General features: G+C 50.4%; 37 protein-coding genes. 27 read left to right on the top strand and 10 right to left on the bottom strand.

Features of this window, described 5'->3' with window-relative positions; translation table 11 throughout:
- Nucleotides 1–10: 10 nt before the first annotated feature.
- Nucleotides 11–190: a hypothetical protein gene (locus NST07_RS26120; protein WP_341095380.1), complete on the top strand. Its 180-nt coding sequence runs from the start codon at nucleotides 11–13 to the stop codon at nucleotides 188–190.
- Between the two features lie 142 nt (nucleotides 191–332).
- Here NST07_RS26120 and NST07_RS26115 read toward each other — a convergent pair whose 3' ends face one another.
- The 4 genes from NST07_RS26115 to NST07_RS26100 form a co-directional block, all read right to left on the bottom strand.
- The gene (locus tag NST07_RS26115; RefSeq protein WP_342480481.1) at nucleotides 333–497 is read right to left on the bottom strand and encodes a hypothetical protein; all 165 of its coding nucleotides are present in this window, start codon (nucleotides 495–497) and stop codon (nucleotides 333–335) included.
- Nucleotides 498–578: 81 nt separating this feature from the next.
- Nucleotides 579–1,121 carry an ImmA/IrrE family metallo-endopeptidase gene (locus tag NST07_RS26110; protein WP_341095378.1) on the bottom strand — a complete coding sequence of 181 codons (543 nt, stop codon included), beginning with the start codon at nucleotides 1,119–1,121 and terminating at the stop codon, nucleotides 579–581.
- A gap of 112 nt (nucleotides 1,122–1,233) precedes the next feature.
- Complete coding sequence (locus NST07_RS26105; protein ID WP_341095377.1) at nucleotides 1,234–1,410, bottom strand: YjfB family protein; 177 nt, start codon at nucleotides 1,408–1,410, stop codon at nucleotides 1,234–1,236.
- A gap of 569 nt (nucleotides 1,411–1,979) precedes the next feature.
- Nucleotides 1,980–2,117 carry a hypothetical protein gene (locus NST07_RS26100; RefSeq protein ID WP_156130945.1) on the bottom strand — a complete coding sequence of 46 codons (138 nt, stop codon included), beginning with the start codon at nucleotides 2,115–2,117 and terminating at the stop codon, nucleotides 1,980–1,982.
- 172 nt (nucleotides 2,118–2,289) lie between these two features.
- Between NST07_RS26100 and NST07_RS26095 the strand changes: the two genes are divergently transcribed.
- Nucleotides 2,290–2,502, top strand: coding sequence for a hypothetical protein (locus NST07_RS26095; RefSeq protein WP_341095375.1), 213 nt, complete (start codon nucleotides 2,290–2,292; stop codon nucleotides 2,500–2,502).
- Entirely contained in the window at nucleotides 2,492–2,758 is a 267-nt protein-coding gene (locus tag NST07_RS26090; protein ID WP_341095374.1) for a hypothetical protein, read from the top strand. Before NST07_RS26095 ends, NST07_RS26090 begins: the two co-directional genes overlap by 11 nt.
- Nucleotides 2,759–2,826: 68 nt before the next feature.
- Here the strand turns inward: NST07_RS26090 and NST07_RS26085 are convergent, their stop codons facing one another.
- Nucleotides 2,827–3,264 (bottom strand): NucA/NucB deoxyribonuclease domain-containing protein, encoded by a 438-nt coding sequence (locus NST07_RS26085; protein ID WP_341095372.1) that lies wholly within the window; start codon nucleotides 3,262–3,264, stop codon nucleotides 2,827–2,829.
- A gap of 146 nt (nucleotides 3,265–3,410) precedes the next feature.
- On the opposite strand from NST07_RS26085, the gene NST07_RS26080 reads away from it, so the two are divergent.
- The 3 genes from NST07_RS26080 to NST07_RS26070 all read left to right on the top strand — a co-directional run bounded on the left by NST07_RS26080 (nucleotide 3,411) and on the right by NST07_RS26070 (nucleotide 5,834).
- Nucleotides 3,411–3,827 (top strand): cytidine deaminase, encoded by a 417-nt coding sequence (locus NST07_RS26080; RefSeq protein ID WP_341095370.1) that lies wholly within the window; start codon nucleotides 3,411–3,413, stop codon nucleotides 3,825–3,827.
- Nucleotides 3,828–3,866: 39 nt separating this feature from the next.
- Entirely contained in the window at nucleotides 3,867–4,127 is a 261-nt protein-coding gene (locus NST07_RS26075) for a hypothetical protein (protein ID WP_341095368.1), read from the top strand.
- 231 nt (nucleotides 4,128–4,358) lie between these two features.
- Nucleotides 4,359–5,834, top strand: a complete 1,476-nt coding sequence (locus tag NST07_RS26070; protein ID WP_342480480.1) for a glycosyl hydrolase — start codon at nucleotides 4,359–4,361, stop codon at nucleotides 5,832–5,834.
- Nucleotides 5,835–5,851: 17 nt separating this feature from the next.
- On the opposite strand, the gene NST07_RS26065 is transcribed toward NST07_RS26070, so the two are convergent.
- The gene (locus NST07_RS26065) at nucleotides 5,852–6,346 is read right to left on the bottom strand and encodes a PH domain-containing protein (RefSeq protein ID WP_341379507.1); all 495 of its coding nucleotides are present in this window, start codon (nucleotides 6,344–6,346) and stop codon (nucleotides 5,852–5,854) included.
- Between the two features lie 194 nt (nucleotides 6,347–6,540).
- Here NST07_RS26065 and NST07_RS26060 point away from each other — a divergent pair, with 194 nt between their 5' ends.
- Entirely contained in the window at nucleotides 6,541–7,185 is a 645-nt protein-coding gene (locus NST07_RS26060) for a hypothetical protein (RefSeq protein WP_342480479.1), read from the top strand.
- Nucleotides 7,186–7,275: 90 nt separating this feature from the next.
- Here NST07_RS26060 and NST07_RS26055 read toward each other — a convergent pair whose 3' ends face one another.
- Nucleotides 7,276–7,503 carry a hypothetical protein gene (locus tag NST07_RS26055; protein WP_341095362.1) on the bottom strand — a complete coding sequence of 76 codons (228 nt, stop codon included), beginning with the start codon at nucleotides 7,501–7,503 and terminating at the stop codon, nucleotides 7,276–7,278.
- Between the two features lie 182 nt (nucleotides 7,504–7,685).
- Here NST07_RS26055 and NST07_RS26050 point away from each other — a divergent pair, with 182 nt between their 5' ends.
- On the top strand, nucleotides 7,686–8,027 hold the full coding sequence (locus NST07_RS26050) for a YolD-like family protein (protein WP_342480478.1): 342 nt from the start codon (nucleotides 7,686–7,688) through the stop codon (nucleotides 8,025–8,027).
- 620 nt (nucleotides 8,028–8,647) lie between these two features.
- Here the strand turns inward: NST07_RS26050 and NST07_RS26045 are convergent.
- The 3 genes from NST07_RS26045 to NST07_RS26035 form a co-directional block, all read right to left on the bottom strand.
- The gene (locus NST07_RS26045; protein WP_342480477.1) at nucleotides 8,648–9,454 is read right to left on the bottom strand and encodes a hypothetical protein; all 807 of its coding nucleotides are present in this window, start codon (nucleotides 9,452–9,454) and stop codon (nucleotides 8,648–8,650) included.
- Nucleotides 9,451–10,338 carry an ATP-binding cassette domain-containing protein gene (locus tag NST07_RS26040; RefSeq protein ID WP_342480476.1) on the bottom strand — a complete coding sequence of 296 codons (888 nt, stop codon included), beginning with the start codon at nucleotides 10,336–10,338 and terminating at the stop codon, nucleotides 9,451–9,453. Before NST07_RS26040 ends, NST07_RS26045 begins: the two co-directional genes overlap by 4 nt.
- Before the next feature lie 173 nt (nucleotides 10,339–10,511).
- The gene (locus NST07_RS26035; protein ID WP_197073616.1) at nucleotides 10,512–10,673 is read right to left on the bottom strand and encodes a hypothetical protein; all 162 of its coding nucleotides are present in this window, start codon (nucleotides 10,671–10,673) and stop codon (nucleotides 10,512–10,514) included.
- A gap of 129 nt (nucleotides 10,674–10,802) precedes the next feature.
- Here NST07_RS26035 and NST07_RS26030 point away from each other — a divergent pair, with 129 nt between their 5' ends.
- The 19 genes from NST07_RS26030 (at nucleotide 10,803) to NST07_RS25940 (ending at nucleotide 24,047) form a co-directional block, all read left to right on the top strand.
- A complete protein-coding gene (locus NST07_RS26030) occupies nucleotides 10,803–11,483 on the top strand; it encodes a M15 family metallopeptidase (protein ID WP_341095354.1) in 681 nt (226 codons plus the stop codon).
- Between the two features lie 69 nt (nucleotides 11,484–11,552).
- Complete coding sequence (locus NST07_RS26025; protein WP_341095352.1) at nucleotides 11,553–12,023, top strand: WGxxGxxG family protein; 471 nt, start codon at nucleotides 11,553–11,555, stop codon at nucleotides 12,021–12,023.
- Nucleotides 12,024–12,378: 355 nt separating this feature from the next.
- Entirely contained in the window at nucleotides 12,379–13,368 is a 990-nt protein-coding gene (locus NST07_RS26020) for a tyrosine-type recombinase/integrase (protein WP_342480475.1), read from the top strand.
- 983 nt (nucleotides 13,369–14,351) lie between these two features.
- Entirely contained in the window at nucleotides 14,352–14,735 is a 384-nt protein-coding gene (locus tag NST07_RS26015; RefSeq protein ID WP_342480474.1) for a hypothetical protein, read from the top strand.
- A gap of 579 nt (nucleotides 14,736–15,314) precedes the next feature.
- Nucleotides 15,315–15,980, top strand: a complete 666-nt coding sequence (locus NST07_RS26010) for a sigma-70 family RNA polymerase sigma factor (RefSeq protein ID WP_342480473.1) — start codon at nucleotides 15,315–15,317, stop codon at nucleotides 15,978–15,980.
- Between the two features lie 56 nt (nucleotides 15,981–16,036).
- Entirely contained in the window at nucleotides 16,037–16,462 is a 426-nt protein-coding gene (locus tag NST07_RS26005) for a hypothetical protein (RefSeq protein WP_342480472.1), read from the top strand.
- 89 nt (nucleotides 16,463–16,551) lie between these two features.
- The gene (locus tag NST07_RS26000; protein WP_342480471.1) at nucleotides 16,552–16,839 is read left to right on the top strand and encodes a hypothetical protein; all 288 of its coding nucleotides are present in this window, start codon (nucleotides 16,552–16,554) and stop codon (nucleotides 16,837–16,839) included.
- Nucleotides 16,839–17,204, top strand: coding sequence for a hypothetical protein (locus NST07_RS25995; RefSeq protein ID WP_342480470.1), 366 nt, complete (start codon nucleotides 16,839–16,841; stop codon nucleotides 17,202–17,204). Before NST07_RS26000 ends, NST07_RS25995 begins: the two co-directional genes overlap by 1 nt.
- Nucleotides 17,205–17,444: 240 nt before the next feature.
- Nucleotides 17,445–17,630 carry a hypothetical protein gene (locus tag NST07_RS25990; protein WP_342480469.1) on the top strand — a complete coding sequence of 62 codons (186 nt, stop codon included), beginning with the start codon at nucleotides 17,445–17,447 and terminating at the stop codon, nucleotides 17,628–17,630.
- A 6-nt stretch (nucleotides 17,631–17,636) separates the two neighbouring features.
- Nucleotides 17,637–18,548, top strand: a complete 912-nt coding sequence (locus tag NST07_RS25985) for a hypothetical protein (protein WP_342480468.1) — start codon at nucleotides 17,637–17,639, stop codon at nucleotides 18,546–18,548.
- On the top strand, nucleotides 18,545–18,760 hold the full coding sequence (locus NST07_RS25980) for a hypothetical protein (RefSeq protein WP_342480467.1): 216 nt from the start codon (nucleotides 18,545–18,547) through the stop codon (nucleotides 18,758–18,760). Before NST07_RS25985 ends, NST07_RS25980 begins: the two co-directional genes overlap by 4 nt.
- The gene (locus NST07_RS25975; RefSeq protein ID WP_342480466.1) at nucleotides 18,760–19,083 is read left to right on the top strand and encodes a hypothetical protein; all 324 of its coding nucleotides are present in this window, start codon (nucleotides 18,760–18,762) and stop codon (nucleotides 19,081–19,083) included. The genes NST07_RS25980 and NST07_RS25975 overlap by 1 nt, the downstream gene beginning before the upstream one ends.
- A 15-nt stretch (nucleotides 19,084–19,098) precedes the next feature.
- The gene (locus tag NST07_RS25970) at nucleotides 19,099–19,428 is read left to right on the top strand and encodes a hypothetical protein (protein ID WP_342480465.1); all 330 of its coding nucleotides are present in this window, start codon (nucleotides 19,099–19,101) and stop codon (nucleotides 19,426–19,428) included.
- Between the two features lie 392 nt (nucleotides 19,429–19,820).
- Complete coding sequence (locus NST07_RS25965) at nucleotides 19,821–20,174, top strand: hypothetical protein (RefSeq protein WP_342480464.1); 354 nt, start codon at nucleotides 19,821–19,823, stop codon at nucleotides 20,172–20,174.
- Nucleotides 20,167–20,553: a hypothetical protein gene (locus NST07_RS25960; protein ID WP_342480463.1), complete on the top strand. Its 387-nt coding sequence runs from the start codon at nucleotides 20,167–20,169 to the stop codon at nucleotides 20,551–20,553. The genes NST07_RS25965 and NST07_RS25960 overlap by 8 nt, the downstream gene beginning before the upstream one ends.
- Nucleotides 20,525–20,956, top strand: a complete 432-nt coding sequence (locus NST07_RS25955) for a hypothetical protein (RefSeq protein ID WP_342480462.1) — start codon at nucleotides 20,525–20,527, stop codon at nucleotides 20,954–20,956. The genes NST07_RS25960 and NST07_RS25955 overlap by 29 nt, the downstream gene beginning before the upstream one ends.
- A gap of 648 nt (nucleotides 20,957–21,604) precedes the next feature.
- Nucleotides 21,605–21,958 (top strand): hypothetical protein, encoded by a 354-nt coding sequence (locus NST07_RS25950; RefSeq protein WP_342480461.1) that lies wholly within the window; start codon nucleotides 21,605–21,607, stop codon nucleotides 21,956–21,958.
- A 238-nt stretch (nucleotides 21,959–22,196) separates the two neighbouring features.
- Nucleotides 22,197–23,549: an AAA family ATPase gene (locus NST07_RS25945; protein ID WP_342480460.1), complete on the top strand. Its 1,353-nt coding sequence runs from the start codon at nucleotides 22,197–22,199 to the stop codon at nucleotides 23,547–23,549.
- Nucleotides 23,550–23,678: 129 nt separating this feature from the next.
- Nucleotides 23,679–24,047 carry a ribbon-helix-helix protein, CopG family gene (locus NST07_RS25940; protein WP_342480459.1) on the top strand — a complete coding sequence of 123 codons (369 nt, stop codon included), beginning with the start codon at nucleotides 23,679–23,681 and terminating at the stop codon, nucleotides 24,045–24,047.
- Nucleotides 24,048–24,218: the final 171 nt, after the last annotated feature.

Raw genomic sequence — 24,218 nt, 5'->3', positions numbered from 1 at the left:
GATGGAGAATATGTCTGAGCAAAAGAAAATTCAGGAGCTTGAGCACCGGATAGCTACGCTGGAGAATCAAGGCGGACATCCACCCGGCAACGACCCGAAAAAAATATTGCGCAGGGTGATATGGGGGATTCTGATCGTGTTTTTCCTGCTGACGGCAATAGGCGTAATGCAGTTTGTGAGCTCAGGCTAGCCAGATTGTTCATTCGTTCTTCTCATGAACGAGCAGTGTAGTGCAGACAAGCGTTATCATTAGTAAACACATCCCCCCCCTTATTAATAGATATGGACCCTGCCAGACGCCGGCGGGGTCACTTTTTTGTCCATGGGTTCTCCTAATCTTCTTCCTTCGGTCCTTGCAGCAGAATGGAGAAGGTCTGGGTTTCATGATCGACCTCAATGGTCTCAATGCCAACAAAATCCGGGATATCAGGATGCACGGCATCCACGCTGTAATCCGGATGGGTCATTAATAACTGGATGACTTGAATGGCGTCCATCTCGCTCCCCCTTACGGGTAAATTCACACTATACATAAGGTCTCTGCATTTCATTATGCATAGCTATTATCCCCGCAGCGTTTACCGAATATGTCGGTGGATTAAATTTCTGTCTTCGTTCCTTTCCATCACGGCCATCAATTGCCCCTGGAACACTCGTCTCTGAATCTGGTCAATCCGCTGCATGGCCAGCTCAGCAGGAACCTGAAAGGTTGAAGCGATATATTGGACGGCATCTTCACGGAGTTCAGGCAACATTCTGGCAGAAATCATGGAGTAGGGCATCGCCGCATAAAGGATAAAACGCTCGGATTCATCCTCCTGTGCCTGTGTGAACTGTTCGGGCATCAGCGTGTGGTTACCGGCATGGCGAAGCAAATGGCAGAGCTCATGGAGGAACTCGAGACGCTGCAGCCCGGGAGGAAGGCGGCTGTCAATAAACATGCTGTACATGCCTGCAGAGGCTTCAATGCTCTTGCTTCTTACATCCAGATAATGAATCCAGATATTCAGCCGCTCCGATATGTACTCAATGGAGATTTGCGACGGCTGTTGCACGTTCAACCGCTGATATAAATCTTCAGTCCATTTCTCCAGGGCGGTCATTTGATAGTAGGATTGCATGGGAATCACCTCGATATAGGATCGTATGTTCGTATTATTGGCCAAAAGAAAAGCCCGAAAGGGCTCAAGGATAACCGGAACTCATGTTCTTATATATGTAATCATAAATCAATCAAACTACAATATCAAGTGTTTTTCCCAAATTGGGGTGTGGGCTCTGCTGGAGCATTTGGACCAGATTCTGGCTTTGGATCTCAGTCGTTTTTGTGGCAATATTCATGACTTGCAGCCCTGAAGCCTGGTATAGGGACGTCTGACTCATCGCCATTGATAATGCAGCAATGTCCATGTTCCACCTCCTAAAAGTTTTGTGAGCAATGCTTCCTGAAAGTTCTTCGTACAAAACTCACATCGAAAGCGTCCGCTAAGTTTTTTGAAGCTTTACTACTTAGATGCTGCGTCACAAAAAACTCGCTTCGGAAGCATGCGCTAAGTTTTGTGAGCAATGCTTCCTGAAAGTTCTTCGTACAAAACTCACATCGAAAGCATACGCTAAGTTTTTTGAAGCTTCACAGCTTTGAATTTACTTACTGTATATCGACAATGACAGGCCGATACTTTAGGTGAATGACATTTCTTTGCCGTTTGGCCTATACGGTACATCAGCCTTTGTCATATTCTGTGCTATATTCAATATTCACGAGGAGGAATTTAAATAATGGGTATAGATTATGGTTGCGGTAATAACGTTGGTGGAGTAAACCAAGGTCCACCGGTAGTTATGCCGGTAGTAAGTCCATGGACATCGACAAACTCCATTCTGGTTCTCTTCATTCTTCTGGTAATTATTACAAAAGCCTGTATATTCTAATTTAGACTCAATCGAATGTTGCCCCGTCAGGCATATGCCAGATGGGGCTATTTCTTTTTTTTACGGGCTGTGGGTCCAATCTGACGTTTGATTCTTCCCGTGGTTTCGTCGACTTCAATGATATAGAGTTCTTTTACCGTGCCTGCAAGTGCAAACCATTCCTTGAAGGCTTCTTCCTCAGACATGGGCCCGTAAAGCCTTTTTCCCCGATAACAAATATAGAACACCTTGGCTCTCCGCGCGTGGAATATTATCCCACTTTATATTACGCCTAATTCACGGAAGATTGCATAAAGAACATTTGTTCGCATATAATACATACAAATATTCCTGGGATTTCTTAAGGAGGCGGTTTACATGAGTGCAAAAGAATTGGAGAAGCTGATCGGGCAGGTAATTGAGATCATATATGAGGACAAGTCGGGGAACATCACCCAGCGCAGAGTTGAGGTTCATGGGATTAAAGCCGGGCTGCTTCGGGCCACTTGTCTGACCACGGGCGGTCCAAGGGTATTCCGGACAGCAAACATCCTTGCCTGGCGCCAGGCAAAGGCCCGTTATGCTGGATGATACAGCGCGCAAGCTGCTGAGGATCATGTACCATTTCAGCAACCACTTCCGGAGGATGCCAACACTGCCTGAGCTTGCAAGGCTCAGCGGGCGGACACCGGCGGGAATCTATTCCGGATTTCGCGAGCTGGTGCTGGAGGGTCATATCCAATGGCAGCCGCCACAGCCTATAGAATCGGCGGTTATTTTGGTGGCCTGGGAAACTCCCGGGCCTGGAGCGCATACTTCAATCAGCGGCCACTGGAAGGATGACTGAGGCAATCTGCGTAGCGCTACGTACACAAGAAACGGATACCCTCCGGGAGGACGGTATCCGTTTTTTTGTTATTTGAACATGAATTCTACCTTAGTTCCGTCAGCAAAATCCTCCAGCTGATTGCCTACCCAGCTTCCTGCCCCGCGGTTATCGCTTGGCGTTATGTATTCAATGTCGGCTCCGGCACCGCCTTCGTCACACATGGCCATCGGCCATTCATCACGGTCGTAGCCTTTTTTGGTCGGAACCCCTTTTAAGGATTCCTTGCGGTTTGCTTCGGCTTCCCCCCGGTTGATGGTGCAGATCGCCGATTCCCCGCTGCTGATTGCCTCCTGGATATGTCCGGCTGTCTCCGGGTAACGATCCGCCGGGAATTCGAGCTGGACTACCTCGGAGTCTTCCGAAGAAGGCGTCGTGACGTTCTGGCCATTATCTTCAAACCAGTAAGCCGCCAGGACCAACAGTGCAATGATGATAAGACTGGAGATGAATTTCTTCTTTTTCACATCTGCTCCTCCTAAAAGTTTTGTGAGCATAGCTTCATGATTCAGGTTCGTACAAAACTGGCATCGGAAGCATAGCTTAATTAGTATAGCGTAAATTCAGTGTCCTTTAGTATACTAAGTTAGGAAAATAAAGGGGGGACAGGGAGATGGGAAAAGAGATTTCAATTGAAGACCAGACGCTTATCGCCTCTGCGGTGGAGATTATCAAGAAACGGTATGAGTGGGAGCGGCATCATGTCGGTGCGGCCCTGCGCACCAAGACAGGAGAGATCTTCACGGCGGTTCACCTCGAGGCCAGCCTCTCCCGGGTTACTGTGTGCGCGGAAGCGATGGTGATCGGCAAGGCAATTTCCGAGGGGTACAAGGAGTTCGATACCATCGTTGCGGTGAGGCACCCGGACCCGGACAGCGAGGACAGAGAGATCAAGGTTGTCTCACCTTGCGGCATGTGCCGGGAGCTGATCGCTGACTATGGCAAGGATTGCAAGGTCATTCTAATCGAGGATGACAATCTGACCAAGGTCGATGTAATTGATTTGTTGCCTTTGCGGTATGCAAGGTAAGAGGCAGCCGTTCCGGTATTATACATACGTCTAGAGTCAATGAGATTAGCAGGCCATGCAATGGGAGGATTAGCCCAGGCCGGAGATACAAACCAAAGAGCCTTCGGGCTCTTTTTTGCTAGCAGATGCAGCATGCGGCTATATGGTGAAATGAGAAGTAAAAGTGCATTTGAATTCGCCGCATGCGGGTTATATGGTGCAATGAGAGGTAAATATGCAATTGAATCCGCTGTACATGGTAAATTTGTTGAAATAAGAGGTAAAAGTGCATTTGACTGCACCACGTGTATGGCTACATGAAAGGCAGTACACCAATCTGACTGCTGCCGCGTCAATTGGCGGAACTCCTAATAAAGTATCATACTTTATTTCGTCCTGATCTTTCCGCATAAATGGCTCCGTCCCTGGAAAAGGAGTGCGGAGCCGTTTCTTTGTGGAACCGATAATTTTGGCCGTTTGTTGTCTATCCGCCGCCACTTTGTCCCAAACCTTGTCATAACATGGTATAAAACCAAGGGAAGGTGAACAAGGATGGAACAGCGTATACTCCGGGATATGCTCGATTCGGCTTCAAGGCTGGTGAATGATGCCCAGTGGCAGGCAGCATTCAGCAGTCTGCTTAGAACTCCGGCGGACACCAAACTGGTGCTTCCGGCCTTGAAGGTGCTGAATACGTTATATTCGCTGCAAGGCAAGGCAATCCTCAGCGGGCAGCATGATTATCTGGAGAGTCCGGATGAATTCAGCAACAAGCTGAAGAATACCTGCGGACAATATGCCGCACTCCACGGCTATGAGCTGGGTGCGATCAACAATCAGACAGAGAAAGTTATAGAGAGCCAGCGTCAGGCGGTGGTAGACAGTGCGGTGCGCTGGCATAAGGCGGGCGGAATTGTGACGATGAGCTACCATGCCCATTTACCGGGTACCGCTCCGGCCTGGTCCAATGTCTCTATGAGCCTTAGCGAAGTTGACTTTGCCAAATACCTCACTCCCGGCACCGCTCAATACAATGCGTTAATGAAGGATCTGGACAAGACGGCCCTTTCTTTAAAAAAACTGAGGGATGCCGGTGTGCCCGTGTTGTGGAGACCGTACCATGAGATGAACGGCGGATGGTTCTGGTGGGGGCAAAAACGCCGCTTTACCGAGCTTTGGAACCTTATGTTCGAGCGGTACACGGTTTACCATAAGCTGCATAATCTGCTCTGGGTGTGGAGTCCGAATGCCAAAAATCAGTGGTGTGACGAGCCTGCGGGTTATTATCCCGGTGCGGGAAAAGTGGATGTGCTGGCGCTGGATATTTATGAGGGGGATTTCAAAAAGAGTCACTACGATACGCTGTGGGATCTGGGGCGGGGCAAGCTGATAGCCATTGGGGAGAACGGACAGATGCCGTCCCCGGCCCTGCTGGCAGGTTCGCAGAATAAATGGTCGTACCAGATGACCTGGGGCAAATTGCTGTACGAGAATAACAGTGATGCGGTCATTAAGGCTTTTATGAAGGACAGCTTTGTAATCACGCGGTCAGAGTATACCGTCAAGGCTGCGGTACCAGTTTCGGTGCCTCCGGCAAATTCATTGCCAGGACTTAGGGGAGAGTATTACAATAATACGTCACTTAGCGGTACTCCGGCGCTGGTCCGCACCGATCCCAATATTAATTTCATCTGGAAGCAGGGTGCTCCCGATCCGGCGGTTCCGGCCAATTTATTCTCAGTGCGCTGGAGCGGCAGGCTAAAGGCGGATTACAGCGAGGGTTATACGATTTACACTTCCTCGGACGACGGCATCCGGGTGTGGATTGACGGCGTGCTGGTGATTGACAGCTGGATGAAGCAGAGCGGGCAGGAGCGCAAGGGCAGCATCGGCCTGATTGCCGGCAAGCTGTATGAGCTGAAGGTGGAGTATTATGAGAACCAGGGCGATGCGAAGGCGGTGTTGATGTGGGAAAGCTCCAGCCAGCCTAAAGATGTTATTCCGGCCGGAGCGTTGTATCTTCCGTAACGGGCTGCTGTGAAAACTTAGATTTGCTCGCGGTAGCTGATGTTGTTGGCAATTTTCTCGTTGCGGACAGCGCCTCGCAGTACATCCTTCACAGACTGCACCTTGCGGATTTTCCGGAACAAAAGCTGTGGTGATGAAGGGTCATCGGAGAATACAGTAAGCGTTCCGATTCCAAGCAGACGTTCCGGAATGGACTGGGCTACTGAGAAATCATTTACCCGCAGCAGTTCAACTTCTTCGAGATCCTTGCCGATAAGTCCGGTCTTGACCATAATCCGCTGACTGGTGATCGTGTAAGTAGTTGTGTTAAGGCGTATAAGGCCTTTGAAGCGGTCGGAAATGCCGGCGGGTTTGCCCTCCCACAGCTTGACTTCCGGACCTGAGCCGGACATTCCTTTAGCTGACGTTTGGTGCGGTGCCGCTGGAACCGTTCCATCGACAGGTGCTCCGCATTTTCCGCAAAATTTGGCGCCATGCTTGTTTTCCGCGCCGCAGGCTGTGCAATAAGCCATAAGGGATCTTCCTCTCTTATTCCGGATGAAATGATTATAGTATACCATTAGATTTCCGGTCACGGCCGGAGATCTTTTACCCACCATGAATACGCTTAATTTTAGGAAAATGATTCATTCGGGCGCATTTTACAATATTTTCATTTGCACTTTGCAAAAGTCGCTATTATTCTGTTAAGTGGAGGGATTCAAAAATGAGAAAAGCTTTACTGACAGGATTACTTATGGTGGTGGTTATCCTCAGCGCCTGCAGCAATAATAGTTCAGCCCCTGCATCAGAAGAAGAAGCGCAGGAGACCGTACAAAACTTCTACGATAAGATGTCACAATTCGATGAAAAGGGCAAGTCTTCCCTGGATAATTTCAACACTACTTTAACCTCTTATTCGACAGGAAAAGCTTCGGACAAGGAGCTGGAGAAAGCGGTCGATCAATTCCAGGATACGACATCGGAAATTGCCGATGAGGTGGGGGATGTGAAAATTTCCAAAAGCCTGCCTAAAGAGGTCCAAACGCTGCTGAATGAATCAATAATCGCTTTTAAAAGTGCGTACTCCATTAAAGAGCAAGCCTCGAAAAGCGCCGTTTCTCCCGACGTTACGGCCGATGAGTTCAATGCAATGAACCAGCAGGCGGATGTGGCGATGCTGTATGGCATTTCCAAGCTGAACGAAGCAAGGGCTGCTGTAGGGCTGATCGAGGACGAGATCGGTACAGAAGCTGCGGGGACTGCGGATGCGGAGTCTGGTACAGCAGAGGGCAGTACGGACGTAAAGCTGGCTCCGACGACAGAGAATAGCACAAATTCCGGGACATCCACCGTTACCGGCGGCAAATAAGGAATACCCACAATTAAAGTTGAGGTCCATCCTTACACAGAATGGTAAAAGGCGCTTCACAGCTGCAGGCTGTGTGCGCCTTTTTGTTCGTTATTTGGAACGGAGCAACCGGTTTTTCCATTTACCGAAGCGGGATTGACTAAACGAAATTCCCTTGTGGTTTATGTAGGCAAGCATTAACGTTACGAGCATGAGGCCAAGGGACATTCCAACCGATATTCCTTTGGTCCAATCTGACAGTGTATTGCTGTTAGCAACAGGAATCATCACTAGTAATAAAGAAGAGATGATAAGAAGCCAAGAAGCATCCTTTTTCAAATGAAGTTCTCCTTTCCATTCATAATATATAATATTATACACCTATTTTCTGGAAAACAGGCAATTCCCTCTGTCATTTATTTCTGGTTGATTAAAAAGCGGGACTCCGGATATAATACAAACATACGTTCGTGTTATACGGAACATAAGTTTAGTATTAACTATCGGGAAGGGGAATGGCAATGACACTCGGCAAGAAGCTGAAAGGCAATGGCCTATGGGAGAGCAGCCGGATGATGCTGCCGGAGCATAAGAGCCGGATTAAAAGAGATGAACGGGAAACGTTGCGCACGATTAAGCCGATTCTGGATGAACAGAAGCTGGAAGAGATCGAGTGTACGCTGGCTCTGTCGCTGCGGGCGCATGTCCGTGTGACGGTTGTGCTGTTTGATCCTTTTGAGCGCAAGCTGCTGAGCGGCTTTGTGACCTCCATTCACACCCACTCGCGCGAATTCAAGCTGCAGTGGGCGGAGGAATGGAAATGGGTCAACGTGGACGATATTTTGGAGGTTTACATTGTTTGATGCTCCGTTGCCGGAAAGCATGCGGATTATATTTTTTTGTACAAACGTAATTCCCACAATGAGCGAAAGTATACCGGCGTACTGAGCGTATACGAATAAATTGAATAAGGTCCCGGAGAAAAATAAGGCAAGCAGCAGCATGTACATGATTATTTTACTGAAATAGTATTTGTTCTTATAGGCTACAGTGGCGTAAATATAGGCCTCTTGCTTGTGAAATCTGCTGCTTGACAGAATAAACAGAGGTATTAGGGAGGCCAGCCGTAATCCTATCGCATGCAAGCTGTCTGAGGACGGGAAATACTGGGCAGCAAGCAGAGGGAGCACCAGCAGCATTAGCTTTTCAGATCCCCTGAAGGCAATCCTCAGCTCGTAAGGGATGATGCTGATGAATTGGGCCTTAAAAGGTGCTGGAGCCGGGGCCGTATAGGCTGGATTCACCGGTACTAGAGATTTCGCCAGTTTCCGGGCTGAGCTGCGTTTGGCTTTTGCCGGTTTGACCCGGGGACGGGAGGTTCCGAAGATCCTTTCATAGCTTGTTAAGGCAACGAGCAGATGCATAAATATAAACGCAACCAGCACAATAACGAGCCTGCTGATTACAAATTTGAACTCCCAAGTCATGGTGTAATCTGAAAAGTGTTGTTATAATCGCCGATCGTCTCAAAAAAGGAAACGGAAGGATCATTTGGACGGGTCAGCGCAAAGTACTGCCTGAACTGGCTGAATACATTCTTAACGATAAACTGCAGACCGGTAACATCGAAGTACGGGTTGATCTCTGTTTTGTTCGCACCGGTGAAGACTATAGAGAGATAGGCGTAGGACAGGATAAACAACAGCAGATTGCCGAGATTTCTGCGCAGCGGGGGGAGTAGCTCCATGCAAACCGTCACGCTGGATAATACATAGATAAAGGGTAAAATCAGCAGTACAAAAGGCATTAAATAGGAAAGAGGCTCAATCGCATAGCTTTCCCCCCTGCTGAGCTGCATGATCAGAGCCATGACTTCAACGGCCAGAGCAACCAGCGCAAGGTAGAGGAAGTTCGCCAAACGTTTAGATTCCGCATATTGATGCACATTTAGGGGAGAGGTAGTATAGTACATCTCCAGTTGCAGCGTAACATCTCTTCCGATGGAGTTTCGGATCAGGAAGATGCCCCCAAAAAGCAGCAGACAGTTAAAAAACAACACCACCAGCAGACCCATCCATACGGAGTTATAGGTCCCTCTGTAGTGCCCGTCAAGGAGACTGTTTTTAATAACGGTGGTTTGGCTGCCGGTAGTATCACTTGCCGGAAAGTAATAATAAGTACAACACGCAAACACGACGATTGTCCACAGAAAGCTTGCTCTTCTTATGCGTTCCTTCACCAGGACGAGAGATATAGACAGAAGATTTAAGGCGGAGGCGGTTCTTGTCATGCTGGTGATTCCCCTTTGATCTTATCCTGGTGGATGAGATAGAGGTAGACATCCTCAAGGGTGGGATAGACCGGCTCGGCCCAGGCGTTTGGCGGTGTTGACGAAAGGACACGGACCTCAATTCCGTCGTTTGATCTATTGCTGCTGCATATGTATTTGTCTTGAAGGGTAGCAAGCCCGCTGTAATCCACGTTCATCTTCCATACCAGGCCTTCTACAAGTTCTGTTAATTGGTTCACGGCTCCAGCCGCCAGAATTCTGCCTTGCTTCATGATAATAATGCTTCCAGCCAGTGCTTCAATATCGGACACAATATGGGTGGAGTAGATCACGGTTGCTTCTTGCGCGGCCTTGGTAATGAGATTCTTCAAATTCACCCGTTCGTCGGGATCGAGTCCCACCGAGGGTTCATCCAGCAGCAGGAACTTGGGATTGTTAAGCAAAGCCTGGGCAATGCCGATCCGCTGCCTCATCCCGCCGGAGTAGCTGGCGATATGCTGGTCACCGACCTCATTTAAGTTAAGCGCACTTAACAGTTCTTGTATTCTGCCCGCTGCATGCCTCTTGGATAATCCTTTTAGAGCGGCAACATACATCAGAAACTCTCGGCCTGACAAGGCCGGGAACAGTCCAAAGGTTTGCGGTAAATAGCCGATCTTGCTTTTATACTCGTTTTGGATTGTGTTGATATCCACACCGTTGCAGTAGACAGTTCCGCTTGTCGGCTTTTTGGCCATGGTCAGAATATTCATCAAGGTGGACTTGCCCGCTCCGTTTGGTCCCAGCAAACCGTAAACCCCTTCGTGAAGCTCCAAATGAACCGGATACAGTGCATGGCTGTTATTCCGGTACACTTGTTCTACATTATGAATAGTGATGTTCACATCTGCCCCCCAAGCCCAGTTTAGGTAAGCAAAATACAAAAGGCACTCCTCTTGGAAGTGCCCTGTAAGGTCATGGCAATAATCTTCCTGTGAAGAGTTTCACAAATGAATTTTACCATGTGAATCTATTATTTTCCACATCTGATATGAACTGCTTATCCCAGTATATCATTTCAATTTACGCCGGTTGCCTCCGTCTTCTCATAAGCGATCAGGGTAACAGCTTTGTTGCCTGTGATTTGGGCAATTGCTGCTTCTGCCTGGCGGATCACCTCCACGGCATCTTCCTGATCGGCAAGTGCAGCCACCTTGTAGCTATCGCTGTGAATCTCCATTGTGTTATCCCACCCTTCATTGTTATTTTAGCCTTTTCCTGCGGAAATCATCCACCGGGGAGCTTGATCAAGACAGGTATACAAGCAATGAAGCATGAGAAGGCATTTACTATACCAGGGGGTGATTATATGCTGACATTGGATCAGGTTAAGAGTAAATCTGCCGGATCGCTGGGCAAGCTTCATCCCGTGCTGCAAGCTGCTGCGGGTGAGCTGATCCAGCAGAGCTATGCCAAGGGTGTTCCCATCATCATTACTCAGGGGATGCGCACAATTGCAGAGCAGAATGCGCTTTATGCGCAGGGCAGAACCAAGAAGGGACCAATTGTTACGAATGCCCGGGGAGGCAGCAGTTATCATAATTACGGATTGGCCATTGATTTTGCGCTGCTGCTGCCGGATGGCAACAACGTGTCCTGGGATATGAACCGGGACGGAGACAGCGATAAGGCCGCAGATTGGCAGGAAGTGGCTGCGTTAGCTAAACAGCTGGGGTTTGAATGGGGCGGCGATTGGACTTCCTTTAAAGACTATCCTCATCTGCAGATGACCTTCGGACTTACAACCGCTCAGCTACAGGCCGGAAAACGTCCGACTGAACAACAGGTGCAAGAGGCTTTGGCTAAGATCAACGGAAACGAACCGGCAGAGGAACAAGGGATCTCCATCATGCTGAACGGGCGTAAGCTCACAACCGGACTTGTAGAAAACGGGACAACGTATGCGCCTGTGCGGGCGGTTGCCGAAGCGCTTGGCGCCAAGGTAACTTATGATGCCGCAAGCAAGACCGTCAACCTCGTTAAGGAATAACTTGTATGAATAGATGCCGCACCTTGTGGGGAAATTATCAGCGACAAACCATGAAGGGGGCATAACAACTTGAAGAAGCTGATCACAAGCCTTGCATGCGGTACAGTATTATCGATGAGTTTGCTTGGAGCCGGTAACGCAGCCAATGCTGCGGGTACGGGCGGAATGGGCACGGCAGTTCCTGATACGGGAATGAATGGAATGAGGACTGAGAACAGAACAGGCAACACCATGGGCGACATGGGGACCAGAACCGGAGGCCCAATGCTTAACCAGCAAGATAATAACCTGTTAAACCGGACTACAGGAACGACAAACAACAACGATTCGATCATGAACGATAAGATCCGTACAGGAACAAATGGCACTATGACACAATATCCAGATGCCTCGCGCGGCACTAAATACCGGGCCACCGGCACCACTACAGCAGCCACAAACAATGACGACAACGGCTCGAACTGGGGTTGGTTAGGACTCGTAGGACTACTTGGGCTGGCCGGTATGCGCAGCAGAAGCGGTGAACGCGAGCGCCGCTAGTGCCCGCCCGCTTGATCTTGATCCGTCCCGGCTCCGGCCGGGATGTTTTTTTGCAAAAAAAATGTTTGGGATTTTGATTGCGTGTTTGCTGGATACGTGATATTATATTTCTTGTCGCGTTACAACGCACATTTCATGCCGGGGTGGCGGAACAGGCAGACGCACAGGACTTAAAAGTTAGCGTATGCTCTCGTTAAGTTTTCGGTCGGTCTCCGATATGCATTACGGTGTCGGTACGTGTCCCCAACGGTATAACCTACGCTAGTCCTACGAATCGTAAAATACGGAAACCTGTACGCCTGCATTCGCTTTATTCGTTATTGCCAACGGATAGAACGAATGGAGGCGTTTATTTATGGCTACAGAACGGAAACGGCGCGTCAACCTAGCGGCAGCCGGCCGCAACTCACCCGCAACAGAACTCCCGCCAGAATCCGCAGACTTTGAAGCCGCACAGACCGCATTCCTGCGCTACTGCCGTATACGAAACCTCTCAGACACAACGCTCGCATTTTACCGCGATACTACCAAAGAGCTCCGCACACAGCTCGCAGCGCAAGAAGTGGCGAGGCCGATCGACGTTACACGCTATCACGTAATGACCGCGCTGGACGTTAAGCGTAATTCTAAGATATTGCGGGGACGGTCTGATACTCCCGCTGACGCTACGATTAACAAACTTATACGGGGCTGGCGCGCATTCTTCAACTGGTTACATACGGAGGGATATGTCGAGATTAATCCGTTTAAAGGGATTGGAACTGTAAAAGCGGAGAAGCGCATTATAGAAACGTTTAGCAATGCGCAGATTAAGGCGCTACTAGATGCGCCGAACCGCGTTACCTTTACGGGCTATCGCGATTACGTTATCATGATGACGCTTTTGGATACGGGCATTCGCGTAAGTGAACTCGCGGGCCTACGCGTGACAGACATAGAGTGGCGCGACCGTACGCTAAAGGTTTACGGGAAAGGCCGTAAAGAGCGCTTAGTCCCGTTCAGCCGTACGCTAGAAAAGCACATGCGTGAATACACGGAAATGCGCGGCGTGCTCGATACGGATCGCATATTCGTAAACATCGACAATGCTCCGTTTCAAGTGCGCGGCATTCAGCAGGCGGTACAACTTTACGGACAAGCTGCGCAGATTAAAGGGGTGAGGGTTTCGCCGCATACGTTCCGACACACGTTTGCGAAAATGTATATAATGAACGGTGGCGACTCGTTTAGTCTGCAGAAAATACTCGGACACACCTCGCTGGAAATCGTTAGGATGTACGTAAATTTATTCGGAACAGACGTATCGAAACAGCACGCTAAGTTTTCGCCATTAGAACGTTTGTAAGACATGTGTAATACGCCAGTCTCTACGGAGTAACTTCCGCAGGGCTGGCGTTATTTTTTTTGCGGAGAAGTGTACGTTATCCGAAACCCTTACGTCATATTTAGTATAAGGCGAAAGGAGCTGACGTAAGCATGGCGGAAGGTAAGCGTGTAGAAATCGTAAAGGTGCCGATAACTGGTCCGGATGGGACTACGATAGAGGTCGACGGTAAGGTGTGTACGAAGTGCGGAGGAGAACCGAAGCCGCTGACGGAGTTTGGTGTCGACAAGAGACTAATAAGTGGAACGAATGCACGCTGCAATAAATGCAGGAGTGATTACGCTGCGGAAAGACGCAAACACGCAAGCCCGACAGGAACACGTCGTAAACGTAAGTACTGGACATCGGAGACGTTTAGGGCGCACTTACTGGATATCACTAACGGGGAGTATCTGCTTATAGGCGCGTATACGGGGTCAGATAATCCTACTGACGTGTTGCATCGGTGCTGTGGAAGAACATGGCCCGTGCGACCAAACAGCCTCCTGCAAGGGTCGCGCTGTCCCACCTGTTCAATAGGTGAAGTTGCCAAGAGTTCCGCAGAAACTCGGAAAAGGACCGAGGAAGATTTCATAAAAGAAGTTCACGCGATAGTGGGAGAAGAGTACAGCGTAATCGGTGAGTACGTGGGATACCATTTTCATGTAGATATGCGCCACAACTTATGCGGCCATGAGTGGCCAGCGCTTCCCAGCAACTTTCTATCGGCGGGAAATAGATGCCCGGTATGCGCGGTAGTATCAAAGCGCAAGACGCATGAAGAGTTTGTCGATGAGGTATGCGCGCTTGAGGGTGCCGAGTATACGGTATTAAGTACGTACTCGCGTGGAAAGGACAAAATAAGGATGCGCCACAATGATTGCGGCCATGAGTGGGACTTAAGGGCTGGAACATTCCTTTCGAATGGAAGGCGCTGTCCTTACTGTAAAGCTAGTCGAGGAGAAATGAGGATACTGACATATTTAGAGACTCGCGGATACGTGTTCTCAAGAGAGTACAAGATTGACGATTGCCGTGACAAGGAGCGTCTTCCCTTTGATTTCAAAGTAAAAGGCACGACTCAAATGGTACTTATCGAATATGACGGGGAGCACCACTTTCGTCCGGTAGTCTACTCAGGGAACATAGCGCGCGCGGAACGCCAATTACGCGACCGCCAGCGCAAGGACCGCATCAAAACGGATTACTGCCGCGCCAACGGCATTCCGTTAATCCGGATCAACTATACGCAATTCGACGAAATCGAGACGATACTCGACCTCGAACTATCCGCGTTGGGCGTAACGGGCAAATGTCCAACGCAGGAAAACGTAGCGAACACAGCTTAGTCGTTTGCACTTTCTTACACTTACGCAAAGTTAGCGCAACGCGTTTTTGCACTATTTAGCACAAATGGAATCCTTGCGCTGACCTTATGCGTAGCCTCATCCGCTTAATTTACGCCCTCTTTCGCATCACCGTAAAATCACCGTGAAATTAGCGCCTGGAATATCCGGGAGGGATAAATCTACCATCACGCTATCAAAACGCCTAATTCAACGGTGATTCTGCGGTAAATTGACGGGGGGGGCAAGCGAAGGGTACGGATAGGATCGCGGCGGCGGGCGCATCGGGAACGGTTTTTCTCTTATGTTTTAAAATCCGCGCAGTTAGATATGTGTAATACAAGGCTTAATACGCGCGTTTCTTGATATCTCGGGACGGATTGCACTTTATCCGGTCCGAATTACTTATGAACGTAAGTGAATAAGTAATTTAAAGAACTTAAGATCTTAAAGTCTTTAAAAGATTTAAAGATATAACCCATGGCGCCGCGTTTGTAAACATTTATCTTACCGCATCCCAGCCGTATATCCGCCGCACGCACCGTAAATTTGTACTATTTCACACTCGGAGGTATCACGTATATGAACGCAAAATTCCCGGATAACCCGTTACTCGGTCCGCTATCCCGCGCCGACTTTATTACCGCTAACACACCGCTCATCGAAAAGATCATCGTGCGCTATTTTCGCGGGCAGCTCGCCGCCACACGCACGCCGCGCACTGACGCGATGAACGACGGCGCTATCGGACTCATCAACGCATACGATCGCTATAACGACGCTGCGGTACCGTTCGGCTCGTTTGCATTTCCGCACATATATGGTGAAATCCGCAACGCGCTGTCCCGGCGGCCGACCAGCGGCATCCGTATACCGAACTGGCTGTATCCGCTGATTAAACGGATTAATCGCGCTGGTCTGGCGGATGCGGGTGCGGAAGTCGTAGCGCTAGAACTCGCCATCAACGTTAAGCAGGCGCACCAGGCTCTCCGAAGCATCCGCATAACGAAGACGGACAGACTTCCGGACGAAGATAAGCGCAGATGTGCGGACGACTACAGCGGACTTGAAGCGGACGCCTTTATTGCGCGCTTAAAGCCGGTGCCGCAGCGGATCATTCGCATGTTAATGGCGGACTATACGCAGTCCGAAGTCGCGCGCTCACTCGATATGTCGCGTCAGGCCGTCCGCGCAACGATCCTCCGTGTTCGCTCGGATTATGAACGCTACGAAAAAATTAGCGCGTAGAGTGTACGTTTTGAGATTGGCGTACGTCATACGCAGTAAAGGGAGATGACGCTATTATGGAATTCCGCAAGAAACCCGTTCTCGTTGACGCTGTCCAGTACACGCCGGGCCTCGAAGACGGCTACGCATGTTACGTAATTGGCGGAGGTCGCTTCGTCGGCTACCATGATAAAAGGACGCCGGTACCGCCAGCTTTTCGCAAAGTTCCCGCGATTAAAACGCTCGAAGGATTCCACGAAATCAGCGCGGGCGACTGGATTGTTACCGGGATTTTGGGCGAGCGATATCCGTGTAAGCCGGAGGTATTTGCGCAGACATACGAATCCGCCGACGGGCCTCCACACGAAGATGAAGCGCACGGGTTAATCCGCGAGAAGTACGCCTACTGGCGTGAGAACAGGCTATACGGCTGGTCCGCTGCTGACGGGATGGAATATACGCTTAATATGCTCGGAATAAAAATCGAAGGGGTGAACGCGTAATGACAAAGGTAACAATTCCGCGCGAGGTGGCGGACGCGATCGAGTATTTGCGGAAGGTTGAGGGCGGTGGCTCTACGTACTCAAACGAGATGATAGCGTTACTTTACGCCGACATTAATATTTCCGGAGATGCCGCCGTCACACTACGTAAAATCCCGTTCGACACGTTAATGCGCGCTCTGCTTGACGGATACGAACGTGAGCTAACGGAGGAAGAGGTGCGTGAGAAGACGCTAGAGGATATTGCCGGTAAATACGCGAGGGTCTGTGACGGATACTCCGGTTATGAAACGTCCGACGAAGACATTGCGTTTTCGGACGGAATGGTATTCGTACTCGACGCGCTGAACATCAAAATCCCGGAGGTGAACGCCTAATGTTAAACGCACAACTCACGCCAGACTACGTAATCCAATCGGACGCCAACGCTCAGAACTTCGTTATCAAACGTCGCCGCATCGTAGACCCGACGCAGGCTCCCGGCTATAAAGCGGTCGAAGGCGTAGAGCCGCCCGCTAAACGCGAAGTGTGGGACGACGCGGCTTATTATCCGGTTAATACGGACGGTCTGCGTGCGGCGCTCGATTACGTACGGTTTCATGCGGCGGTCAGCGCGGACACTGGCAGCCTCTCGGAGTTCATTACGCTACTGCAGACGGAGACACTAGCGATTGAGGCAGCGCTGGACTCGCGGCTTCCGTATTGGCCGGACGTTACTGTAACGAAGAGAGGTGCGGCGTAATGGCGAGTGTTAAGCGTGGGGACGTCATCGTTGTACTCGGCGGGCCGTGTGTGATCGCTGACCGCGACTTCACCGTCTACCTTGGCGGTAATTACATCGTCAACGGCGCAATGTACCGCGCTATAAGTTGCTACGATAATCGCGTGCTTTTAACGTCGATTTAGCGGCGTTGAGGCGTCCGGAGTATTAGCGGAAGGGTAACGGGTGGGAATGCTAAATTAACGTAGAGGAGACGGTAAAATGACGGTACGCATAGGAAAGCCGATGGCTCCGGGAACATACGTAGTCTACATCGGAAATAACATCGTCGACGTTGTATACGCAAGGGATCGCAGGCAAGCGGGCGAGTGGGCGTTTAGGAATTACGGAGCCGGAGCGCAGATATTCGAGACTGCGTATGCTGCGGATATTACACGGGAGGTGTAGCGGATAATGGCGGATAAAATCATCGTAATGGAAAAGGACGGAGTGTCCTACGCTAAGCTATCGTCATACAGCGGTTTCGGATCGAGCTACGTTATTAACGGAGTGGACGCGGTGCCTGCGCCCGGCGACAAGAACTACGCGATTGTGGACGGGACCGTAACGTCTATCGAGATTAAGCGGACGGCTCCGGGGCATCGCGTCGGATATGCGCTGTACGATCGCTATAAGGAGATCACGCAACTACCGCATGAACTGCCGGCCGATGCTTTTACCCGGGACGATGACGGAGATTTATGCGGGGAGAATGCGGAGTTTTACTACGCCACATACAGCACGCCGGAGCCGTACTTGGAAGCGGTAGAATTCGAGATTATCGATAAAAACTGCGAGCCTGTTACGATTCCGAGCTACGTGACGATTAACTTTCCGAATAATATCGCGCGGCATCGAGAAACGCAACATAAATATCCGTGCTTTATTCCGGGAAAGATCGTGTTCGAATTACTATGGGATCGCGTTAAGGAGCACGTAAGCGCGAGCGAAGGTAAATACGAAATGGATGACTATCGGAATATCCAAGCGCTGCGCGTTAATGAGCGAATATCGATCCCGTACCACGAAACGACAACGCGCTCATACTATCCGACGGCCCGATCGCGCAAGCCACGAATTGAGACGCTGCAGGTACGTTGGAAGACGGTTAAGGTAATCGAGATTTACGGACCGGGATACAGCCAGGGAACGCAAGGCAGGGAAGTGACCCCGGTTATGCGCGGCAAAGATTACGCGGAGCTGCAGGCGAATCTCGAAGTGTATATCAACTCGTTCCTGTCGCGCATGGAAGACGGTAAGCGCGAGGTCTGCCACCATTGTCGCGGTGAGGGTATCGTAGAAGTAACGGGAGGTGTGGCGCAATGAGCGATTGGGAAAAGGCAATAGCGGAGGCTCGCGCTATGCAGCAGCGCGATTACCGCGATAAGTATGTAACAGTAGACGGTTCCGGCGTATACAAATGCGTTGGGCAGAACTTTTACACGCGTGAGGTATCGGTGGAGACTCCGTTCGGAAATGTAGCGGTATCGGTCGGTCGCGTGGCGGTTGCGCCTTATTTTAACGGAGGTGAACACTAATGACACGCGAGGAGATTATCGCAAAGTGGGCGGGGCTGACAGCGCGAGAAAGGGACGCGTGGGTCGAGCGCGTAGTATTCGGCGGAGGAACCTACGGCTCATTTCGCGAGGCTAACGGAGTACGCGTACTGATTCCGTATTATACGACGGTCATTTCCGATGCGTGGACGGTGTTAGACTCGTTTGAACTCGGAATCGTAACTAAGCGTGAACCAGGCGTGTATCGGGCGGCTGTGCTTTCCGGTTTGTGGGCGGACGAATTCGCGAGTACTGCGCCGGAAGCAATCGGACTAGCCGCAATCATCGCAAAATTACAAAATTAACGGAGGTGAAACCGGATGGAGCTGCGTAAATTTCCCGTAACCGCGCCGGACGGAACGGAGTATCGCGTTAAGATTGAAGAGGAGCCAGCGAATGTGTTCGAGTCAGCCAGCGCGAAAGTAACGGTTTATACGAAGCGCAAGCAGATTGGATTCCGCAAGCTTGGAGGAACGCGGTACTTTGACGGGCATAGTGCGTACACTTCAGAACGTCCGGACTACGTTACGCTCGCTTCTATTACGATAGAGCGGTTGGTTGAGCGCCTTGCAATAAAAGCCGAAGCTGCCGCGCGTAAACAAGCCGCTGTCGAACGATTCGACGCGTGGGACGGGAGGGTGGCTAGGTAATTCCTCATTAATTCCCCACGTTTTCCCTATTTTGTCCCACAATTTCCCCACGATATTTGCTAGCATTAGGAGGTAGCGCAAGTGAAGACAGTTAACGACATTATCGAACACTATACGAAGGGAGCGAGGAAATGAAATTGTAAGGATAGTCGAGAAAGTAAGAGTAAATGAAAGATCGGCAGTCTTCCGGAGTTGGGAATTTTATTTCTGGTTTATTAGATTTTCTGCACTCAATTAATAGAAAATCTAATATATCCAAAATAGAAAGATATAAACACAAATATGTTACAGTAAACTTTATCCAGTTATACCAACTGTGATTATGGCCTTAATCGGTTGTGGGCGATTTGCTGAGACTCGGCCCGCCTAATATAATCGGAGGTGTCATACGGATGACAACGGAAACACAACGAAATGACCGCAGGGATTTACGCGCTGACTTGGCGCTCTGCAGCGTGGCGACAGCGGGGCCGTGGACAGCGAGCGGTATTGGTAGCTGGTCCGCGGATACGAAAGTAGACGGTATTACCGGAGATGTATACGAAGACGTGGACGCAACATTCATTGCCGAAGCGCGCACCGGTTGGCCGATCGCTATTGAACGGGCGATTAACGCGGAGGGCGAGTTACGACGCGTCAGAGAAGCGATCGGGTGGTTACGCTTCGCTTACGAACGCGGCGACGCTGACGAGGCGTTGGCAATCGCGGTTTCAACGTTTATGCGGGAGGTGGACGCAAATGAGTAGCGCATGCATGTGCCACGTAGAGGGCGCGTTCTGCTTCTATTGCGAAGTATATTCGCCGGTAGTTGCGGAGAACGAGCGCCTGCAGGCGGAGGTACGGCAGATAACGGAATCACGCGACTTCTGGAAACTTGATGCTATGTCCGAGGTAGCGCGTGCAGAGTCCGCAACGATTGAAGCGGTAACCTATGCGTCGAAGAACGAAGAACTATTCGCTGCTCTCCGCGAAATCGACACGCATATCCGAGCCACGTCCGATCCGGTTCCGCAAATTGTCTCGACGCTTAAACAGGTGCTACCGGAGTACGCGGAAGAGAGCGGAGATCCGTTTGCGGACGAGGAGGTGTTGCGCAATGGCTCCACGCAAGAAAGCGGAGAATAAACCGCCTAAACAGCGCATAACAGCGGCACAACGCGCAGACTGGCGCACCCTTCCGACCGCCGACTGGAACGTACGTACATTCCACGCCTACTTCGCGGACATGAACCGCGAGCGCTACGGACTGGATTATGCTCCAATGCGTAACTGGGCGTTTGAGCAGGGCGCATTAAAGCGCGCGATAGATACGCACGGTCCAGAGTTACTGCGTGCGGCCTGCGAGGTTGGATTCGCGGGATATAAGCCAACGCCGGAATATCCGTTACTAACGGCAGGCTTCGCGATGGCGTATCAGATTAACGGGATCATACCGAGATTGCAGGCGGAGATTAAGCGGAAGGAACGGGCGGAGTCAGCTGTGGTAAATGGCGGAACTAGCCTCGACGAGATGCTGACTTTGCTTTGAAAAGGGGTGGGTATTAAGAACCTATTTTTAAAAGTGAAAATAGCTATTAATCGTAAAAATGAGTTAAAACACGCTATTTAGGATAATTTAATGATCGGAAATAAGTACAAAAGACTCATGACTTAACTTTAAGGTAATTATCTAGGTGAATGGTCTTATGTTCAAGAGGGTCGAGAAGGTGTACGATTACCTACGTAAGGAGGAACGCAATTGACGCACGCTAAAAACTGCATATTATCCGCGCAGTGTTCACTCGCTGACTCCGCCAAGTGTAACGCTCGCTGTCCGTCATTTATCGCCTGCCACGGATTCAACGGACTTGGCGGACGCGTAGGCGCTGCGAACGTGCCGGCGGATTACAGCGGCGTAACACTCGCCAATTCGCCGGCGCGCGACGCAATGGCGCGGGACAGGACGAGGGAGTACCGAGCGTACAACGTGGTAACAACATATGCCGACACTTTTACGCGGCAATTCGGTGACGCGTCAGAGGAACGTATAAAATCGATGTATCTGTATAGCGAATCGCCAGGAACCGGTAAGACTACGACAGCCGCCGCGCTAGTCCATGAATGGATAATCCGCCATTATATAGGATCGGTCCAGCGCGGAATACAACCGCTCGAAAGGCCGGCGTATTTCCTCGACGTGAACGCCTGGCAGACGCTATTCCTCGGCTTCAACCGTTCGCACGTTCCAGCCGAGACCGCCGAACCGCTGGCCGCCGAATACTACGCGATCGAACGCCGTGTGAAAGCCGCCCCATTTGCGGTCCTCGACGATATCGGCGTACGTTCGGCAACCGAAGCCTTCCGCGCGGACCTGCACAGCATCGTTAATCACCGTGTGGCGAATGCGTTGCCAACCGTTTACACATCGAACGTGCTGCTCGCGGACTTGGCGCAAGTGTTCGATGCGCGTCTGGCCGACCGCATACGAGAGCAGTGCGTAGAGATATCGTTCGTAGGCGAGAGTAAGCGAGGTTTACGGAAAACAGCGTAAATAGTAGCTACGGTAAGCATACGTGAGTATCCTACTTATACGCGAATAACTACGGCTATATTCGACATATTGCGCGTGATAATCCGCTGAGAATATCGTTAATAGCGTTAAATATTTCCTAATGACGTCCAATGATTGACAAATATTCCCGAACGTGTCGAAAGTGCGAACAGAAATACGGCCTTATACGGGATTTGGACGTTATGTTAAGCGGCTGTAAAATAGGAGGTGTACACAGATGGCAGCGCATGGACAGCAACTATTGTCAAAGATCGTCGATACCGGCGACGTACTCGCGCTAACGCGCCTCGGAGTCACGCGAACAGACTACGCCACAAAAGGCGAACAGCAAGCGCACGACTTTATCATTAAGTATGCGGCCGAGAATGCCGGAGCAGCGCCGTCCTTATCGACGTTCGTAGCGGAATTTCCTGACGATGTGTGTGCGTATATCCCAGGCGTGACCGATTCGTTTGAATACTTAACGCGCCAGATTAAGGACGCAGCCGGCAAGCGTGAGACTGCGGCGTTACTGAGTGACCCGCGAATGCAGGCGGATTTTGACGAAAAAAGCACCGAAGAGTTCGTTATTTCCTTGACGCGACAGCTCGAACAGATTAGACTAAAAACACGAACAGAAATGCGAACACTAACAGATGTTTCCAGTCATACGGACAAGTTCTTAGCGGAGTATCGAGCGCGTAAAGCCGGCACGTCGTTTAAAATCTGGCCGAGTAAATTCCGGACGATAAACGATGAGATCGGCGGCTACTTTTCCGGAAATATGTATGCGTGGTTCGGCAAGTCAGGGCGCGGTAAATCCGTTATTGTAATGGAGGAAGCGATTGAGGCCGCATTTCACGGAGCAACCGTACTCTTATGGGTTCTCGAAATGTCCGAATACGAGTGGCTTGCGCGTGCACTCTCGTCGATCTCGGCGCGTACTGGCTTGTTTAACGCTAAGATAGACGGCGTTGACTACGACGCGGGATTCGATAACAAGGGCATGCTGATGGGGCGCTTGGACGCGGAGGTTGAGACGCAGCTTGAAACGTTCATTGCAACGCTCAATGACGCGATACCTGGTCGGATTATCCTGCGTGCTACTGACGCTGAAAACTTCGTTGACCGCTCAGTAACCGCGCTTGAGGCGGACATGGCGGAGACTGGCGCGGACGTTGTCGTCGTCGATCCGATTTACTTGATGGACTTCGAAGCGAATACGTCACGCGTGGCCGGCGGGGATGTCGCGGAAACGTCAAAGAAACTGCGCAGATTGGCCGGGCGGCGGAAGACTACGCTGCACGTCGTTACTCAGGCGGATGAAGAGGACGAGAAAGAAAGCGAAGACGGAACGCGTGAGTTGTGCCCGCCGAAACGTAAAGCCGTGAAGAAAACGAAGGCGATACTCGAAGACTCAACGAATCTACTCGGTGTCGATACGTTGAATCAAGAAGGGCGCGGCGTAGTAGCAATCGGGAAGGGGCGCAATGGCGGCGAAGGTGCGCGCGTTGAGATCGTATATTTGCCGAATTGGGGCATCGTGCAGGAAACGGATTTAGCGGAGGAGGCCGCGCAGTTTATGCCTTAGTAGATTCGGGAGTTAACTGTTTTAGCAGAGGTTATTTATTAATTCTCTATAATATTCTCTTGGTATTATTGCAAATATTATTAATGGGTGATAGTATGTAATCGAAAGGGAAAATATGGAGGTTATAATATGAGCAAAGTGAAGGAACTTTTCCAAAAACTGGAGCGAGAGCGCAGGGAAACCGAACGCAATAATAGCAGTATTCCCGCCAAGTTTTCTGTATCTCTGCCCGAACAAGACCTAAGAAGATTAGACTTCATTGCTGCCTACTTGGATAAGCCTAGAAGCGTCCTAGTGAGGGACATCTTAATCCAAGCGCTCTATGATGCTGAATACGAGTTGGGCCTGACTCGCACAGACACTGCGGCGGAAATATATGATCTTGAAGAGGGAACCTACGACGAGGACGACAACCGAAAGTATCTCACAGAGTACGGTCTTTATGTTGAGGACGGGGTAGCTCCTGCATGGATGAAGGGAAGCAAGAAAGAAGACTGAGGTGATAGATTGAACAAAGCAATTAATCACGCTATTTTCCTCGACGCTATCGAGCGCTACCCTTGGCGCAATCTCTTTTACGCTCGCGGCCGCTTAATCGCGTCGTCCCCGTTCGGTTCTCGCGCGGACAATACGCCGTCATTTTCAGCGGTTATTGATCCGCACGACGAA

Origin of the sequence: Paenibacillus sp. FSL L8-0340 (assembly GCF_038593145.1) — a bacterium.
In the GTDB taxonomy this organism is placed as follows: Bacteria; Bacillota; Bacilli; order Paenibacillales; family Paenibacillaceae; genus Paenibacillus_AQ.
The sequence above is the reverse complement of the archived record's forward strand: the minus strand, read 5'-3'. Positions and strand labels throughout refer to the sequence as shown.

Excerpts from the sequence above, each read along its gene's own strand:
- NST07_RS26120 (WP_341095380.1), top strand. The coding sequence starts at position 11 with ATGTCTGAGCAAAAGAAAATTCAGGAGCTTGAGCACCGGATAGCTACG.
- NST07_RS26115 (WP_342480481.1), bottom strand. The coding sequence starts at position 497 with ATGGACGCCATTCAAGTCATCCAGTTATTAATGACCCATCCGGATTAC.
- NST07_RS26110 (WP_341095378.1), bottom strand. The coding sequence starts at position 1,121 with ATGCAATCCTACTATCAAATGACCGCCCTGGAGAAATGGACTGAAGAT.
- NST07_RS26105 (WP_341095377.1), bottom strand. The coding sequence starts at position 1,410 with ATGGACATTGCTGCATTATCAATGGCGATGAGTCAGACGTCCCTATAC.
- NST07_RS26100 (WP_156130945.1), bottom strand. The coding sequence starts at position 2,117 with ATGTCTGAGGAAGAAGCCTTCAAGGAATGGTTTGCACTTGCAGGCACG.
- NST07_RS26095 (WP_341095375.1), top strand. The coding sequence starts at position 2,290 with ATGAGTGCAAAAGAATTGGAGAAGCTGATCGGGCAGGTAATTGAGATC.
- NST07_RS26090 (WP_341095374.1), top strand. The coding sequence starts at position 2,492 with ATGCTGGATGATACAGCGCGCAAGCTGCTGAGGATCATGTACCATTTC.
- NST07_RS26080 (WP_341095370.1), top strand. The coding sequence starts at position 3,411 with ATGGGAAAAGAGATTTCAATTGAAGACCAGACGCTTATCGCCTCTGCG.
- NST07_RS26075 (WP_341095368.1), top strand. The coding sequence starts at position 3,867 with ATGAGATTAGCAGGCCATGCAATGGGAGGATTAGCCCAGGCCGGAGAT.
- NST07_RS26070 (WP_342480480.1), top strand. The coding sequence starts at position 4,359 with ATGGAACAGCGTATACTCCGGGATATGCTCGATTCGGCTTCAAGGCTG.
- NST07_RS26065 (WP_341379507.1), bottom strand. The coding sequence starts at position 6,346 with ATGGCTTATTGCACAGCCTGCGGCGCGGAAAACAAGCATGGCGCCAAA.
- NST07_RS26060 (WP_342480479.1), top strand. The coding sequence starts at position 6,541 with ATGAGAAAAGCTTTACTGACAGGATTACTTATGGTGGTGGTTATCCTC.
- NST07_RS26050 (WP_342480478.1), top strand. The coding sequence starts at position 7,686 with ATGACACTCGGCAAGAAGCTGAAAGGCAATGGCCTATGGGAGAGCAGC.
- NST07_RS26045 (WP_342480477.1), bottom strand. The coding sequence starts at position 9,454 with ATGACAAGAACCGCCTCCGCCTTAAATCTTCTGTCTATATCTCTCGTC.
- NST07_RS26035 (WP_197073616.1), bottom strand. The coding sequence starts at position 10,673 with ATGGAGATTCACAGCGATAGCTACAAGGTGGCTGCACTTGCCGATCAG.
- NST07_RS26030 (WP_341095354.1), top strand. The coding sequence starts at position 10,803 with ATGCTGACATTGGATCAGGTTAAGAGTAAATCTGCCGGATCGCTGGGC.
- NST07_RS26020 (WP_342480475.1), top strand. The coding sequence starts at position 12,379 with ATGGCTACAGAACGGAAACGGCGCGTCAACCTAGCGGCAGCCGGCCGC.
- NST07_RS26015 (WP_342480474.1), top strand. The coding sequence starts at position 14,352 with ATGAGGATACTGACATATTTAGAGACTCGCGGATACGTGTTCTCAAGA.
- NST07_RS26010 (WP_342480473.1), top strand. The coding sequence starts at position 15,315 with ATGAACGCAAAATTCCCGGATAACCCGTTACTCGGTCCGCTATCCCGC.
- NST07_RS26005 (WP_342480472.1), top strand. The coding sequence starts at position 16,037 with ATGGAATTCCGCAAGAAACCCGTTCTCGTTGACGCTGTCCAGTACACG.
- NST07_RS26000 (WP_342480471.1), top strand. The coding sequence starts at position 16,552 with ATGATAGCGTTACTTTACGCCGACATTAATATTTCCGGAGATGCCGCC.
- NST07_RS25995 (WP_342480470.1), top strand. The coding sequence starts at position 16,839 with ATGTTAAACGCACAACTCACGCCAGACTACGTAATCCAATCGGACGCC.
- NST07_RS25990 (WP_342480469.1), top strand. The coding sequence starts at position 17,445 with ATGACGGTACGCATAGGAAAGCCGATGGCTCCGGGAACATACGTAGTC.
- NST07_RS25985 (WP_342480468.1), top strand. The coding sequence starts at position 17,637 with ATGGCGGATAAAATCATCGTAATGGAAAAGGACGGAGTGTCCTACGCT.
- NST07_RS25980 (WP_342480467.1), top strand. The coding sequence starts at position 18,545 with ATGAGCGATTGGGAAAAGGCAATAGCGGAGGCTCGCGCTATGCAGCAG.
- NST07_RS25975 (WP_342480466.1), top strand. The coding sequence starts at position 18,760 with ATGACACGCGAGGAGATTATCGCAAAGTGGGCGGGGCTGACAGCGCGA.
- NST07_RS25970 (WP_342480465.1), top strand. The coding sequence starts at position 19,099 with ATGGAGCTGCGTAAATTTCCCGTAACCGCGCCGGACGGAACGGAGTAT.
- NST07_RS25965 (WP_342480464.1), top strand. The coding sequence starts at position 19,821 with ATGACAACGGAAACACAACGAAATGACCGCAGGGATTTACGCGCTGAC.
- NST07_RS25960 (WP_342480463.1), top strand. The coding sequence starts at position 20,167 with ATGAGTAGCGCATGCATGTGCCACGTAGAGGGCGCGTTCTGCTTCTAT.
- NST07_RS25955 (WP_342480462.1), top strand. The coding sequence starts at position 20,525 with ATGGCTCCACGCAAGAAAGCGGAGAATAAACCGCCTAAACAGCGCATA.
- NST07_RS25945 (WP_342480460.1), top strand. The coding sequence starts at position 22,197 with ATGGCAGCGCATGGACAGCAACTATTGTCAAAGATCGTCGATACCGGC.
- NST07_RS25940 (WP_342480459.1), top strand. The coding sequence starts at position 23,679 with ATGAGCAAAGTGAAGGAACTTTTCCAAAAACTGGAGCGAGAGCGCAGG.